Annotated in this window: 14 protein-coding genes; 7 read left to right on the top strand and 7 right to left on the bottom strand. The window is 70.3% G+C overall.

Features of this window, described 5'->3' with window-relative positions:
- Nucleotides 1-36: 36 nt before the first annotated feature.
- The 4 genes from AMK22_RS05620 to AMK22_RS37310 all read right to left on the bottom strand — a co-directional run bounded on the left by AMK22_RS05620 (nucleotide 37) and on the right by AMK22_RS37310 (nucleotide 5,262).
- Nucleotides 37-3,999 carry a hypothetical protein gene (locus AMK22_RS05620; protein WP_143203522.1) on the bottom strand — a complete coding sequence of 1,321 codons (3,963 nt, stop codon included), beginning with the start codon at nucleotides 3,997-3,999 and terminating at the stop codon, nucleotides 37-39.
- 45 nt (nucleotides 4,000-4,044) lie between these two features.
- A complete protein-coding gene (locus AMK22_RS05615; protein ID WP_073782122.1) occupies nucleotides 4,045-4,392 on the bottom strand; it encodes a hypothetical protein in 348 nt (115 codons plus the stop codon).
- Between the two features lie 150 nt (nucleotides 4,393-4,542).
- Complete coding sequence (locus tag AMK22_RS41990) at nucleotides 4,543-4,779, bottom strand: hypothetical protein (RefSeq protein ID WP_199883137.1); 237 nt, start codon at nucleotides 4,777-4,779, stop codon at nucleotides 4,543-4,545.
- A 153-nt stretch (nucleotides 4,780-4,932) separates the two neighbouring features.
- Nucleotides 4,933-5,262 carry a DUF397 domain-containing protein gene (locus AMK22_RS37310; RefSeq protein WP_079185936.1) on the bottom strand — a complete coding sequence of 110 codons (330 nt, stop codon included), beginning with the start codon at nucleotides 5,260-5,262 and terminating at the stop codon, nucleotides 4,933-4,935.
- 193 nt (nucleotides 5,263-5,455) lie between these two features.
- Between AMK22_RS37310 and AMK22_RS05600 the strand changes: the two genes are divergently transcribed.
- From AMK22_RS05600 to AMK22_RS05570, 7 genes are all read left to right on the top strand, one after another.
- The gene (locus AMK22_RS05600) at nucleotides 5,456-5,677 is read left to right on the top strand and encodes a hypothetical protein (RefSeq protein WP_073782121.1); all 222 of its coding nucleotides are present in this window, start codon (nucleotides 5,456-5,458) and stop codon (nucleotides 5,675-5,677) included.
- Nucleotides 5,677-6,651 carry an ATP-grasp ribosomal peptide maturase gene (tgmB, locus tag AMK22_RS05595; protein WP_073782120.1) on the top strand — a complete coding sequence of 325 codons (975 nt, stop codon included), beginning with the start codon at nucleotides 5,677-5,679 and terminating at the stop codon, nucleotides 6,649-6,651. Before AMK22_RS05600 ends, tgmB begins: the two co-directional genes overlap by 1 nt.
- Nucleotides 6,648-7,727: a methyltransferase domain-containing protein gene (locus AMK22_RS05590; protein ID WP_073782119.1), complete on the top strand. Its 1,080-nt coding sequence runs from the start codon at nucleotides 6,648-6,650 to the stop codon at nucleotides 7,725-7,727. Before tgmB ends, AMK22_RS05590 begins: the two co-directional genes overlap by 4 nt.
- Before the next feature lie 115 nt (nucleotides 7,728-7,842).
- The gene (locus AMK22_RS05585) at nucleotides 7,843-8,499 is read left to right on the top strand and encodes a class I SAM-dependent methyltransferase (protein ID WP_073782118.1); all 657 of its coding nucleotides are present in this window, start codon (nucleotides 7,843-7,845) and stop codon (nucleotides 8,497-8,499) included.
- Between the two features lie 189 nt (nucleotides 8,500-8,688).
- Entirely contained in the window at nucleotides 8,689-9,621 is a 933-nt protein-coding gene (locus AMK22_RS05580; protein WP_073782765.1) for an N-acetylmuramoyl-L-alanine amidase, read from the top strand.
- 184 nt (nucleotides 9,622-9,805) lie between these two features.
- Entirely contained in the window at nucleotides 9,806-10,675 is an 870-nt protein-coding gene (locus tag AMK22_RS05575; RefSeq protein ID WP_073782117.1) for a hypothetical protein, read from the top strand.
- Between the two features lie 111 nt (nucleotides 10,676-10,786).
- On the top strand, nucleotides 10,787-11,794 hold the full coding sequence (locus AMK22_RS05570) for an LLM class F420-dependent oxidoreductase (RefSeq protein ID WP_073782763.1): 1,008 nt from the start codon (nucleotides 10,787-10,789) through the stop codon (nucleotides 11,792-11,794).
- Here the strand turns inward: AMK22_RS05570 and AMK22_RS05565 are convergent.
- The 3 genes from AMK22_RS05565 to AMK22_RS05555 all read right to left on the bottom strand — a co-directional run bounded on the left by AMK22_RS05565 (nucleotide 11,787) and on the right by AMK22_RS05555 (nucleotide 14,578).
- Nucleotides 11,787-12,479: a VOC family protein gene (locus AMK22_RS05565; protein WP_079185935.1), complete on the bottom strand. Its 693-nt coding sequence runs from the start codon at nucleotides 12,477-12,479 to the stop codon at nucleotides 11,787-11,789. The genes AMK22_RS05570 and AMK22_RS05565 overlap by 8 nt on opposite strands.
- Nucleotides 12,480-12,483: 4 nt before the next feature.
- A complete protein-coding gene (locus AMK22_RS05560; RefSeq protein WP_073782761.1) occupies nucleotides 12,484-13,572 on the bottom strand; it encodes a PHP domain-containing protein in 1,089 nt (362 codons plus the stop codon).
- A 226-nt stretch (nucleotides 13,573-13,798) separates the two neighbouring features.
- Nucleotides 13,799-14,578 (bottom strand): maleylpyruvate isomerase family mycothiol-dependent enzyme, encoded by a 780-nt coding sequence (locus tag AMK22_RS05555; RefSeq protein WP_073782116.1) that lies wholly within the window; start codon nucleotides 14,576-14,578, stop codon nucleotides 13,799-13,801.
- Between the last annotated feature and the right edge of the window lie 17 nt (nucleotides 14,579-14,595).

The following is a 14,595-nucleotide window of genomic DNA, read 5'->3' as shown; positions in this document are numbered from 1 at the left end:
CACCGGACACGCCGCCCGGTGGGGGTGTACGCGCGCTCAAGCCGGGTGCGCGCGGTCAACGAGCCGAGCGTCGCGCAGGGTCTCCAGCTCGGTGACGCATGCCTTGACCCCGCCGGGAGCGACCTGGATCAGCTCCCACAGCGAGCGGCGCCAATCAGCGAGCCTCAAGGCGTCGGCAATCAGACGCACCGCGGATGTCTGTTGACGATCTCCAGCCTTCGCGACAGCACCGGCCACATACGCCAACGCCTGTGCCTGCTGGTCAGGGTGGGGGATGGAGCGGGCGATCTCCTCGGCCCGCCGGTGCTCTCCACAATCCGCGACAGCCTCAACCACTTTCAGCAACGCTGATGCCTGCCGGAAAGCGTCGGTGATGAAGCAGACGGTCAGCTGAGCCCTCCGATAGTCCCCTGACTCCACTACGGCCCTGGCCACATGCACCAGCGTCTCCACCTGCAGGTTGGGCTCGGTGATGGAACGGGCGATCTCCTCGGCCCGCCGGTGGTCTCCGGTGCCCGCGGCAGCCCGGGCCACCATCGCCAGCACCTCGGCCCGCTCGTCGGGATCGGCAACGGAACGGGCAAACTCCTCGGCCCGCCCCACAACCCCTCGTGCCCGCTGCCTGTCGCCCAGATCCGCGACAGCCCGAGCCACATACACCAGCCTCCTGGCCTGCCACTCACGGTCAGTGGTGAGACAGGCGATCTCCTCGGCCTGCTCCAGAATCTCCGATGCCCGCTGCCCGTCTCCCCTGTCCGCAACAGCCCGAGCCACGCACACCAGCGCCTTGGCCCGCCAGTCGGATTCGGTGATGGAGCGACTGATCTCCTCAGCCCGCTCCATCACCGCTTGCGCCCGCCGGCTGCCACCCGTGTCCGCGGCGGCCCGGGCCACGGACACCAGCGCCTCGGCCTGCTCGTCGGGGTCGTCAGCAGAACAGGCGATCTCCTCGGCCTGCTCCAGAATCTCCGATGCCCGCTGCCCGTCTCCCCTGTCCGCAACAGCCCGAGCCACGCACACCAGCGCCTCGACCTGCTTTTCAGGGCCTGTGACGAAACGGGCGATCTCCTCGGCCCACCGGTACTCTCCAGCCTCCACGACAGCCTGGACCACCTTCACCAGCGCCTCGGCCTGCTCATCCGGGTCCGCGATAGAACGGGCGATCTCCTCGGCCCACCGGTACTCTCCAGCCTCCACGACAGCCTGGACCACCTTCACCAGCGCCTCGGCCTGCTCATCCGGGTCCGCGATAGAACGGGCGATCTCCTCGGCCCGCCGGTGCTCTCCAGCCTCCGCGACCACCCCGGCCACACACGCCAACGCCTCGGCCCGCCAGGCGGGATAGGTGATGGAACGGGCGATCTTCTCGGCCCACTCGAAGTACCCACCCCCTGCCACGCTGTATGCCAAGGGATACACCGTGATCCTCTGCCAGAATCCGTCCACGGAACGGGCACACGCTTCCGCCTGCTCCCAAAGGCCGTGTGCCTGTTGGCGGTCTCCGGCCTTCGCGACAGCATCGCCCAGAAAGGTCAGCACTTCCGCTTGTGATTTGGAGTCTGTGATGGAACGGGCGAGCGTCTCGACCTCCTCCAGGATTTCCCGCGCTCGCCGACGGTCTCCCCTCGCCGTGGCCGCGTTGGCCAGGGACACCAACGCCCCTGCCCGCCCTTCAGCGGTGGTGAGGGAGCGAGCGATCGTTTCGGCCCGCCGGTAGTCTCCAGCCCCTGCGGCGGTCCGCGCCACGTACACCAACGCGCTCGACTGTCGGGCAAGCTCAGTGATGGATCGGGCCATCGTCTCGGCCCACGCGCAGTTCCCGGCCTCCGCGACGGAACCGGACAGAAGCATCAACGCCTGTTCCTGGCTGATCCGGTCCGCACGCTCCACCTCCGCCTGCTGATCGTCGGTGATGGAGCGGGCCATCGTCTCGGCCCGTTCAAGAAGTCCGTGGGCCCGCTGGTGGTCTCCGGTCTTCGCGACAGCCTCCGCCACCTCCCCCAATGCCACAGCCTTCCCGTCAGTGGTGGCGGCGGAGCGAGCGATCTTTTCGGCCCGCCGGTGGTCTCCGGCCTCCGCGACAGCCCGGGCCACGGAGCCCAGCGCCACTGCCTGCCAGCCGTCGTCAGTGATGGAACGGGCAATCCTCTCGGCCCACGCGCAGTCCCCGACCCCCGCCACGGCGCTAACCACTCTCTGCAAATCTGCCGACTGCTCGTTGTGGTCGGCGATGGAGCGGGCGACCTTCTCGGCCCGCTCCAGAAGCTCACGTGCCCGTTGACCGTCTCCCAGCTTCGAAACGGCCTGGGCCATGAATCCCAACGCCGCCGACTGCCCTGAAGGGTCGCTCGTGGAGCGGGCGACCGCCTCGGCCCGCTCCAAAAGCTCCCGCGCCCGTTGACCGTCTCCCACCTCCCATACGGCCCCGGCTACGCAGGCCAGCTCCCACGCCTGCTTGCCGGGGTCGCCCAGGGACCGGGCGACCGTCTCGGCCCGCTCCAGAATCTCCCGCGCCCGTTGACCGTCTCCCACTTCCGAGACGGCCTCGGCCAGAGACGCCATCGCGGCGACTCGGGAATCGATGGGCATGGACTCGGCGAGTGATTCCGCTCTGTGAAACTGGCCGATCCTGGCCCACGCCGCAGGAAGGCCTCCAGGCATATGGCTGTTACGGTCGGAAAGGTGCTCGCGATGCATCGCCAGACGGAGCATCACCAGCAGATCAGGCTCGTCCTTCTCAGCAAGCGTATCCAGGACCGTCGAGATCTCGGATAGTGCGACCGCATCACCCCCTGACAAATCGAGCATGCGGTTCTGGCGATCAGTATCGGTGGAAAGAGCCACCATTTTCTTCACGTCGCCGACAGCGTGGAGCATACGGAAGTAGCCGCGCAGTAGGTATTCCGGTGTTTCCTCCGGCCATCTCCGTGCGCGGTACTGCTGGGCCCAGGTGTCAAGGCGTTCGCGATATTCAGCCAACCGGGCAGGTCCGAACATATCGGCCGCGGTGACCTGCAACTGTTCATGGCCGAGCAGGAACACCTCCGGCCCACTGGTCCGGAACTGGCTGCCACGCACCGAGAAACTCCGCCCGGCCACGGTACGCAAACGCCGATTGATCTCCCATGGCCACCAGCCCGTCAGCTCCGCCAGGTCCTCTGCCGACAATCCACCGCCCGCGGCAGTCACCAGGCAGAGAAGATCCTGCTCACCGGCGGTCCCCTCAAGGAGCCGCAGCAGGTCGTGTTCCATCTCTGCCCGAACGACCTGGGCCCTGGGGGACGGCGTCAGCTTCCGGACGATGGAATCGTTGCGCAGGGGATGATGCGTCGGCACCTCGGCAGGGATGGGTGGATTCGGCCGACCCGCGACGACGACCCGCATCCCAGCGGGCGGACGGGCGGGCAGCAACGCGGCGATGCTGTGCGAATCCAGGCCGTTTCCCGCGCCGCGGTCCTCGTCCAGCCCGTCCACCAACAGCACGAACTGCTCCCCGCGGTCGCGGCAGGCTTCGGCAGCCCTGGCCAACAAGTTCAGCATATGGGCATCACGAGTCGACTCGGTCAAGAACGAAGGCGGTGCTTCACCCAGCATGGTCAGCAACTGTTCGAGTACATTGTCGAGGAACGCGCCCCGGTCGTTCTGGCTCGCCAGCCGTGCGGTGATGAAAAATGACACGATCCGCACGGTGCGAGGCGGATGCAGCACGAACCACGACATCAACGCCGACTTGCCCGACCATGCCGGTGCACGCCACCAGGCATAGGTACCGGCGCTGGCTGGCGAGACACAGAACTCGGCCAACTCCGCCAGTTCGGCGTCCCTTCCTTCCAATTCGGGTGGAGCGATGCGCTGCACCTGTTCGAGGTACCGCGTCCGCACCGGCGTCCCGGGCAGGATATTGATGTCCCCGTAATGAATCCCGGAATTGGCAACGCCGCCTGATGCAGTTGCTGAGCCGCTACGAGCCACTTTGCTCGACTTCGAGACCTCGCTCATCCGTCCCCCACCCGGCTGAAACCATTGCGCCTCATAGCGAGTGCCCTATTTCTGCTCAAAACCAGTGATCGCGTCCCCACCGGAGGACTCCGCATCACCGGTGTGCTCCACCCGCACCGAGCCGGCCCCGTCAGCCCTTCCGGTCAGACCCGTGATGGCCCTTCCGCCGGAACGGGCGGTCGCCCGACCGGTCCGCGACACAACGACCGGGCCTCGGGTCGGAGGTGTCTGCAAGGTCGCCCAGATTGCGACACCGACTGCCGCGACCGCGCCCAGCGCCGACACCACCGTCGCAACCTTGCTCGCGTCGTCCCACCGCACGACCGTCAGCCAAATACCTAATACCGCGACCGACAGGCAGGTGACGATCAATGCGATACGTCCCGTATTCATGCCAACACAGTCCCACAGGACGATCGAGCCGCGCCAGATACGCCTCGAATCGCCGCTCAGCAGTCAAGAATTGACGCGTATCTCCACGATACCCAGTGCCATGCTGATGATCCGGTCGGTGCCGCAGCGGAGCTTCCGCAGCCCCGGCCCTCACCCCCAGCCCGGCGGCAGCAGGTCCCAGGAGTCGCGCCCCAGCCACTCGTCGAAGGTCACCGGCCGTGCGCCACGAGCGTGGCCGGGGAGAGCGGGATGATCAGGTCGCAGGTCCGGGTAGTCCTCGGCACGGGGCTCGCGCCGGTCGAACGCCCAGGTGATCGAGACCGTGGTGCCGGCCTCCGGCCCGGACGGACTTCGCTTCGCCGAGAAGTGCGGCTTCATCGAACTCAAACGCTGTCTGCTGTGCGAGGGCGACACCGTGCCCTGAATCGATCTGCGCCTGGCGGTCCGATCCGCCTGGCATGCCGCAACGGCATGAGGGGGCACTGGAACGTGACGGAGGTCCCCGCCGGCGGGTTGGCAGGGACCTCCGTACACGAGGGGTCAGCCGACGGTGCCACCGTCCTTGATCCCGTCGACGAACGCGTGCCAGGCGGCGGCCGGGAAAAGACAAGCCCCCAACTCCGGAGCCTTCGAGTCGCGCACGGCCATCCGCGCCCCGTCCAACCGGGCACCCTCGACGCATTGCCCGCCCTGGTCGTTGCTGTAGCTCGACCTGAACCAGCGGGCACCGGCGAACTCCGTCGGCAGCTCGCGTACATCATCTGCCTCACCGCCCTCGGCGGCTCGCTGGCCGCAGCGGTACTGCGTTGACGAGGCGACATCCTCTCGGCTGACACAGATCAGGACAAGGATTCCCCGGTGAGGGTCCATCCAGCACGGCAGAGAGCGGTAGAAACGACGCTTACGACTTGGTGGGCGCTCTGCGCACCACTGCCGAGCGCGTGGCTGACAAAAGCTCCTGCCCGTCGACATCCGGTTGTGTGACGGCTGACAAACGGGCAGGCTCCGCAACTCCTCGTCGAGCGGCCGCCGACGAGATGGAAAATAAAAGGAGAGAGGATCGATGACCACAAACTTGATCCCGCTCGCCGCTCGCGCTGCTGACCGTCCATGTCTCGTTGCCACGTCCATTGAAGGAGTCGTCTGGGACGAAGAGCGTCAGCTCAACGTCCAGGCCGACGGGTCGCCCTGGCACACCGCCGACCACGCCGCCTCAACCACGGACACGAACTTGGACGGCAAGGGCGATGACGTGTCCGACCCCTATTTCGCACCGGCCTCCTGATGACGGCCGCCCGGCCTGTACTCGTCGTCGCTGAACAGCTCGACGCCTCCGCCGACATGGTCGTGGACCAGCTCAATCAGCGGGACGTCCCTGTGATGCGTTTCGACTCCGCCGACTTCCCGCAGAAGGTATCCGTGACCGCCGGGCATGCCCCGGCAGTCACGGGGTGGCGAGGAACGCTGGACGACGGGCATCGATCGGTGCGGCTGGAGGATGTCCGGGCCGTCTACTACAGGCGGCCCGGACGTCCCGTCATCGCCGACACCGTGACCGAACCGTATGCGACCTGGGCGCAGAACCAAGCAGACGCCGCAATGCTGAACCTGCTCTCCGCGCTCCCTGTCCGTTGGATCAACAACCCGCACTCCGACCGCGTCGCCGCTCACAAGCCACAGCAGCTCGTCGCGGCCACACGTGCGGGGCTCAGGGTGCCGCACAGCATCATTACGAACGACCCGGACGCGGCCCGCGCCTTCGCCAAGCAGCTGAACGCTCCGCTGATCTGCAAGCCCGTCCTCGGCGGCCGTCTGAACACGGGCACAGGGCGAGAGCTGATGGTCGCAACCCACAGGATCGACCCTGTCGACTTCGATGACAGCATCCGCCTGACCGCGCACTACATGCAGGAAGCCATCCCGAAGCAGTACGAAGTGCGCCTCGTCGTCGTGGACGGGAACATGTTCGCGGGCACCCTCGTCGGCACATCCGAGAAGGCGCGCACGGACTGGCGAACGGACTACGGGGCGATCGAGTACGGCACGACCACCGTGCCCGCGAAGGTGGCCACAGCCGTACGCCGCTTCATGGCCTCGTACGGAATCGTCTTCGGCTCATTCGACTTCGCCGTAACCCCCGAGGACGAGTGGGTGTTCTTTGAGAACAACCCGGCCGGCACCTGGTCCTGGGTCGAGAACCGCACCGGGTTACCCATCGCGGCGGCACACGCTGACTATCTGCAAGGAACCACCGCATGAGCGCACCGAGCAACAACACAGCGGCCGAGCTGCGCGCGAAGTTCGCTGCCGCCCTCTGCGAGGGACACTCAAGCGAATGGCCGGCCGCGTTCGCCGACGTGCCGCGGGAGCACTTCGTCCCCGTCTTCCTCAGGCAGGACGAACGGGGCCGATGGATTGAAGTGTCCGCTGCCGATCCCGGCTATCTGGAGACCGTGTATGCGGACACGGCCTTGACGACGCAACTCGACGAACACGGTGTCCCGACCTCGTCGTCGAGTGAACCCGGGTTGATGCTGGCCATGCTGGACGCGCTGGACGCTCAGGTCGGCGACACGGTGTACGAGCTGGGCACCGGTACCGGGTACAACGCCGCTCTGCTGGCATCGCGCCTGGGCAGCGACAGTGTGGTGAGTGTGGACGTCGATCCCGAACTGGTGCGCCTCGCCCGCGAACGGCTGGCCCAATGCCGGCTCCACCCCTTCACGTTCACCGGGGACGGCGCTGAGGGCTACCCGGCCCGCGCACCGTACAGCCGCGTCATCGCCACGGCCGGACTCCAGTGCATCCCGCCCCCGCTCCTCTCCCAGGTGCGTGAGGGCGCGGTGATCGTCGCTCCCGTCGGTTTCGGCGTGGCAAGGGTTGTCGTCCGGGACCACGGCGAGGCGACTGGGCGGTTTCTCCCGACGCCCGCGTTCTTCATGCCGCGCCGCACGACGGGAAGGAGTCCCGACTTCGCGGGCCTGGAAGTCCAGCCGGTGGAGAGGACCGCGGTTCCGGCCCAGGACGTGCTCGACCGGCTGAAGTTTCCGCTGTCGCTCGCACTCCCCGGATACCACTCGTGTTCCTGGCGTGATGACGAGGGCGACCTGACCGGTGTGGGCCTGTGGGTGGACGACGGCTCCACGGCCACGGCCCACGTCGGGGGAAAGGTCCGGCAAATCGGCCCTCGTCGGCTCTGGGACACCGTTGAGGAACTGGCCTCGATCTTCCCGAAGGGCACCCCCGCCCGTGAGGACTTCAGGCTCGCGATCACTCCGGACAGCCAGCGTGCCTGGTATCGCGTGCCGGACGGCCCTTCCTGGACCCTGCTTTGACGGACGTAGATCACGGCGAAGTGGACGCCCCGCCCGCGCCCCCGCCGGGCGTGTACGGCACGATAGGGCGCCGTCGAACGCGTAGCCGCATCACCGCGCCCACCAGGAGGAACCCGTGACCGCCGAGTCCGTCGCCGAGCCGTCGCCGGAGATTCTCGCCGCCTTCCAGGCCGCCAAGGGCTTCATGCCGGTGGTGGAGGGGCTGGCGCTGTACCGGGCCGCCGTGGAGGGCGCCGCGCTGGGGCTGCCGCTTCTCGAAGTGGGGACGTACTGCGGGCGCTCCACCATCCTGCTCGCCGACGTCGCCCGCGCCGCCGGAGTGACGGCGCTGACCGTGGACCACCACCGGGGCAGCGAGGAGCAGCAGCCGGGCTGGGAGTACCACGACCCGACCGTGGTGGACCCGGAGGTGGGGCGGATGGACACCCTGCCGACGTTCCGCCGGACGCTGCATGCGGCGGGCCTGGAGGACCACGTCGTGGCCATGGTCGGACGGTCCCCGCAGGTGGCGGCCGTCTGGAGCGGGAAGCTGGGCTTCGTCTTCATCGACGGCGGGCACACCGACGAGCACGCGAACGGCGACTACGAGGGCTGGGCGCCGCATGTCGCCGAGGGCGGGCTGCTGGTGATCCACGACGTGTTCCCGGACCCGGCGCACGGCGGGCAGGCCCCGTACCGGATCTACCTGCGGGCGCTGGCCTCCGGCGCGTTCACCGAGGTGTCGGTCACGGACTCGCTGCGGGTGCTGCGGCGCACGGGCCCCGGGATCTGAGCCCGACGTTCCGAGGCCGGGGATCCGGGCCGGGGCCGGGGACGGCGGAGGCAGCCGTCGACTGCGGTACGGGCAGCCCGCGTACAGGCCGGTGCGGACCCGGGCGTCGGGCCCGGTACGCACGCGCGGGCGTCGGGCCCGGGGCGTGCACGACGGGCGGCCGGGGGCACCCCCCGATAGCATCGCGTGGTGCCGTACGACGAGAGCGTTCCCCCCACCCCGCGCCGCCGGACCCCGCGTGCCGCCGCCGCGCTCGCCGCCGTGTCCCTGTGCCTGACCGCCGCCGGTTGCGGCGCGGGCGCCGACGACGGACCTTCCGGGCAGCCGGCCGACCCCCGGCCGGGCGGTGACGGCACCTCCGCCGCCGCGCCCTCAGGCCCGGCACCGGACCGGACGTCCGCCGCCCCGTCCGGTTCGTCCTCGAAGGCCGCGGACCGCCCGGGGTCCGGGCCGCTGTCCGGGAAGACCGTCGTCATCGACCCCGGGCACAACCCCGACAACCGCCTGCACACCCAGGAGATCAACCGTCAGGTGGACGTCGGCACCGGGCGCAAGGAGTGCGACACCACCGGCACGTCGACCGACGCCGGTTACGCGGAGGCCCGGTTCACCCTGGACGTCTCGCGCCGGGTGCGCGATCTCCTGCGGGCGCAGGGGGCGAAGGTCGTGCTGACGCAGGACGGCGACCGCCCGTACGGGCCGTGCGTGGACGAGCGGGCCCGGATCGGCAACGCGGCGGGGGCCGACGCGGTCGTGTCGGTGCATGCGGACGGTTCCGCGGTCGGCAACCGGGGATTCCACGTGATCCTCCCCGGGCTGGTGCGTGCCGGAAAGGCGGACACCTCGAAGATCGTCGACCCTTCCCGCGACCTCGGTGCGCGGATCGCCGGTCTCTTCCTCCGCGCCACCGGAAGTGCGCCCTCCAATTACATCGGCGACAAAACCGGGTTGGACGTTCGTAAGGATCTGGGCGGACTGAATTTGTCGACCGTGCCCAAAGTGTTCATCGAATGCGGCAATATGCGTGACCCGAAGGACGCCGCTCTGCTCACCAGTGCGGGATGGCGCCAGAAGGCGGCGCAGGGCATCGCCGACGGCATCAGCGGCTACTTGAAGGGGTAGCAAGAGGACGTTCCGAGGCGAAACCGGGGGAAGTGCGTCACGGTTCCCCGCCGACGCACAACCCGGCCGGGCAGACGATAGATTCATCCGTACGATGGGGAGCCACCCCCGAGCTTCGCGCCGCGACCGCCCGTCGGCGGTGACGGCGACCACCCCGACGAGACGACCGACGAAGGACCTTCACGTGAATATGCGCTCCCTCACTAGAGGCGACGGCGTGGTGATCGGAGCAGCGGTGGTGCTGTTCATCGCCTCTTTCCTCCACCTCAGCAGTTACGCGTGCCCGCCGGGCATCAACTGCTCCAATTACTCGGCCCCGAACGCCTGGGACGCGCTTTCGCTGCTCATGAGCGTCTTCCTGGGCGGCATCATCGCGGCGGCGCTCGTCATCGTGGGCCGCACCATGCCGAGCCGCAAGGTGCTCGGCTTCGAACTCGGCCAGTTCGGTGCCGCGTTCAGCGTATTCGTGCTGTGGACGGCGTTCTGGACGCTGATCGACTCCAGCAACGCGGGCGCCGGTCTGATCCTCGGTCTGCTGGGTGCGGTCCTGCTCGCGGTCGGTGCGGTCGGCACGCCGCTGATCCCCGTCCTCAAGGCGCCGCTGATGGGCGCGCCGAGCCCGGCCCCGCAGGCCGTGCAGTCGCCGTACGGCGGCCAGCCGCAGGCCGCCGGCCAGGGGTACGGCTACCCCGGTGCCCAGCAGCAGCCGTACGGGGCGCAGCCGGGGCAGCAGCAGGCCTACGGCGCGCAGCCGCAGGCCGGTCAGCCCCAGCCGGGCCAGTCGCAGGGCGGTCAGCCCCAGGCCGGTCAGCCGCACGCGCAGGCAGGGCAGCCGCAGGGCGGTCAGCCGGCCGGCGACTTCGCGCCGTTCTGGTTCGCGGTGCCGGTGGCGCGTCCGCTGTACGGCGAGGACGGTTCGCCGTCGCCGATCGCCGAACTGGCGCCGGGCACCTGGTACCTCGCGGTCGAGCAGCGCGGTCCGGCGCTCGTCGCGCAGACCCAGGACGGCCGTCGCGGCGTGCTCCAGGACACCACGGGCATCCAGCGCGGCTGAGCCCTCGTGCCGAGCGGTGGCCCCTCGCCCTTCCGGGCGGGGGGCCACTGTCGTACTCTCCGTCCTGCACCAGAGATCTGATGAGGCGTCAGACATATGGGAGGCGACGGGATGCGGCTCGGACTCGCGCTCGGCTACTGGGGCCGCGGCCCGGACCCCGGCCATCTGGAACTCGCCCGGGAGGCGGAGCGGCTGGGGTACGCCTCGGTGTGGACGGCGGAGGCCTGGGGTTCCGACGCGTTCACCCCCCTGACCTGGATCGCCGCGCACACCTCCCGCATCCGGCTGGGCACCGCCGTCGCGCAGATGGCGGCGCGCACCCCGACCGCCACCGCCATGCAGGCGCTCACTCTCGACCATCTCTCCGGCGGCCGGACGATGCTGGGACTGGGGCTGTCCGGACCGCAGGTGGTGGAGGGCTGGTACGGACGGCCGTTCCCCCGCAGCCCGTTGACCGCGACCCGCGAGTACGTCGACGTGATCCGGCAGGTCCTCGCCCGGGAGGCTCCCGTCGTGCTGGACGGGCGCTTCCACTCCCACCCGTACGGCGGCCCGGACGGCACCGGTCTGGGCAAGCCGCTGAAGTCCATCACCCACCCGCTGCGTGCCCGGCTCCCCGTACTGCTCGGGGCGGAGGGGCCGAAGAACATCGCGCAGACCACCCGGATCGCCGACGGCTGGCTGCCGTTGTACTGGTCGCCGCTGCGTCCCGAGGTGTACGAGGCGTCGCTCACCGACCTGCCCGAGGGGTTCATGATCGCGCCGATGGCCCGTGCGCGGGTCTGCGACGACGTCGCCGAGGGACTGTTGCCGGTGAAGGCGATGCTCGGCTTCTACATCGGCGGGATGGGGCACGCCGCCCGCAACTTCCACGCGGATCTGATGGCGAGGATGGGGTTCGAGGAGGAGGCCCGGCACGTCCAGCGGCTCTTTCTCGAAGGGCGCAGGGAGGAGGCGGTGCTGGCCGTGCCGGACGCGTTCGCCGACGAGATCTCGCTGGTCGGCCCGCGGGGGCGCATCGCGGAACGGCTGGAGCTGTGGCGTGCGGGGCCGGTGACCGACCTGCTGGTGACGGCACCGGACCCGCACACACTGCGAGTGCTCGCGGATCTCAACTGACGGTCCCGGGCGGCCGGTCCGGGTCCCTGGGCCAGGAGGCGGCGGGCTCGGCCGGTACGGGGACCCGGCGCGCGGCAGGCGCGGGCCCCGGGCGGTCCGGATCCGTGGGCCAGGCACCGGGAGTGTCCGTCGGTACGGGCCCCGCGGGTGGTGCGAGCGGTGCGGGCCGGGAGCGCGGGCGGGCCGTGGTGCGTTCCCAGGGCTGCGGGTCCGGATACGTCACGAGCTCCAGGGTGCTCCCCCAGGGGGTGCGCAAATAAGCGAACCGGTTGCGCTCCCCCGCCTCCGGGCCGGGCAGCGGCCGGGGCGGGGCGAGGAGGGCGGCTCCGGCGGCCACGCAGTCCCGTACGGCCGCGTCCAGGTCGTCCGCGTACAGCGCCACGTGCTGCCAGCCGAAGTCGCACGGCCGCACCGGGGGTTCGCGGCGCGGGCCCTGGAACTCGAACAGCTCGATGCCCGGGCCCTCGCCGGGGAGGGCCAGCATCCTGACCGCCAGTTGCTGTGTGCCCGCCGGGACACCGAGCCACCGCTCGACGTCCGGCCCGCCCCGTGGTCCCTCGTGGCGGCGCAGGGTGTCGTACCGCACCACGGCTCCGAACGCCCTGGCCAGGAAGAGGGTGGCGGTCTCCAGGTCGGGGACCGTGACCCCGATGTGGTCGATGCCCCGCACGCTCGTGCCTGTCATGGCTTCACCGTCCCTGTCCCGGCGCCGCGCGGACCGCGCCGCCCGTCCCGTCGCCCCCTGCGCCGATGCCCTCCGGCAGGGTGCCGTCGCGCGACCAGGCCAGCAGTTCCCCGACCGGCCATGTGGTGACGACGCGTTCCGCCGGGACACCGCACTCCTCGGCGCGGGCGCAGCCGTGGATCTGCCAGTCCAGCTGGCCGGGCGCGTGCGCGTCGGTGTCGACGGCGAACAGGACACCGGCGTCGACGGCGCGGCGCAGCAGGCGGCGCGGCGGGTCGAGCCGCTCGGGCCTGCTGTTGATCTCCACGGCCGTTCCCGCCTCCGCGCACGCGGCGAAGACCCGGTCCGCATCGAACCGCGACTCCGGACGGCCGCGGCCGGTGAGCAGGCGGCCGGTGCAGTGGCCGAGGACGTTCGCGTGCGGGTGGCGGACGGCGGCGATCAGGCGCCTGGTCATCGGCGCGGCGTCCATCCGCAGCTGGGAGTGCGCGGAGACCACCACGACGTCCAGTCGCTCCAGCAGTTCGTCGTCCTGGTCGAGGGAGCCGTCGGGGAGGATGTCGCACTCGATGCCGGTGAGCAGCCGGAACGGCGCCCACCGGGTGTTCAGCTCGGCGATCTCGTCCAGCTGTCCGCGCAGCCGCTGCGGGGAGAGCCCGTTCGCGACGGTCAGCCCGGGCGAGTGGTCGGTGAGGACCGCCCACTCGTGCCCCAGTTCCGCGGCCGTGCGGCCCATCTCCTCGATGGGGCTGCCGCCGTCCGACCAGTCGGAGTGCAGATGGCAGTCGCCGCGCTGGAGGGCCAGCAGATCGGTGCCGCCCTCGGGGCGCGGCCCGGCGGCGGCCGACTCCTCCAGCCGCGCCAGGTAGCCGGGCACGTTCCCGGCCAGCGCCTCGCGGATCACTTCGGCGGTCCTCGGCCCGATGCCCCTGACCGACACCAGCGAGCCGTCCTCGGCACGCCGTGCCGCCTCCCCGTCCGCCATGCCGGCCACCACCGCGGCGGCCGTGCGGAACGCCTGTACGCGGTAGGTGTCGGCGCCGCCGCGTTCGAGCAGGAAGGCGATCCGTTTCAGGGCGCGGACGGGCTCCATCGGCACCTCCACAGGGCCGCCGGGCACGATGCTCCGGGCGCCGCGGCACCCGGCACCGCGGGCTGTCCCTTCCAGCTTGGCCCAGCACGGCCCCGCCCGCACCGCAGCGGACGGGGCCGTGCCCCCGTGCCCGTGTCCCGGACCCGTGCCCGGGGCCGCGTCCGCCCCCGTGGACCGACGCAGCATCGGCCCGCCGGGCCCCGGGGCCGGTCCCGTGTGTCGGGGCTCAGCCGAACGTCGTGCGCTCCAGCCAGAAGTCCAGCAGCTCGGCGTCCCCCAGCACCTCGACCCGGTCGCTGTCGGCCGGGAGGCGTCGGTTGAAGACCAGCATCACGTCGGTGAGCGGGCCGCGCAGCGAGACGGTCGCCTTCTCGTGGGCGCGCCGCCAGGCGAAGCCGTCCTCACCGAGCTCGATCAGCCACTCGGCGTCCGGGGCGTCCGTGGCGTGCAGATGGATCGAACGCCCGGGACCGGTCAGTTCCAGGGCTTCCTTCTTGTATCCCGTGGAACGTACGAAGGTGATGATCTCCAGCCATTCGTCGATCGTGTCGGCGGCGAGTTCGGGGGCCACCGCGTAGTCGGCCCCTGCGGCGAGCGCCGCGTCGGCCTGGTGGACGATGGTCTCGTGCGCCATGCGGCGCGCCCAGAAGCCCGTGCTCGGCTCCCACGCCCAGGACCACACCTCCTGGCCCGGTCCGGCCGCCCGCAGCGCCTCGACGGTCTTCGCCGCGCCCTCCGCCAGCCAGGCGTCGAGGGCGGCGGGGTCGTCGCCCTCGGGCGAGGACCCCGGCACGCGTTCCGGCGGGAGCGCCTCGGTGGCCCGGGTGCGTACGATCTCACCGACCCAGCGATGGGCTCCGCCCACGTGCACGGCGAGGTCGCGCAGGTTCCAGTCGGGGCAGGTCGGCACGGTCGCGGAGAGGTCCGCGGCGCGAAGCACGGACCTCAGCGCGTCGGTGCGGCTGATGATCTCGTCACAGTAGAGGTCGTGCGAAAGTGATCCCATGCCCCGACCCTAACGAA

Source organism: Streptomyces sp. CB01580 (assembly GCF_001905795.1).
GTDB lineage: Bacteria > Actinomycetota > Actinomycetes > Streptomycetales > Streptomycetaceae > Streptomyces.
Note: the sequence above shows the minus strand (reverse complement) of the source record. Positions and strands in the feature narration are given on the sequence as shown.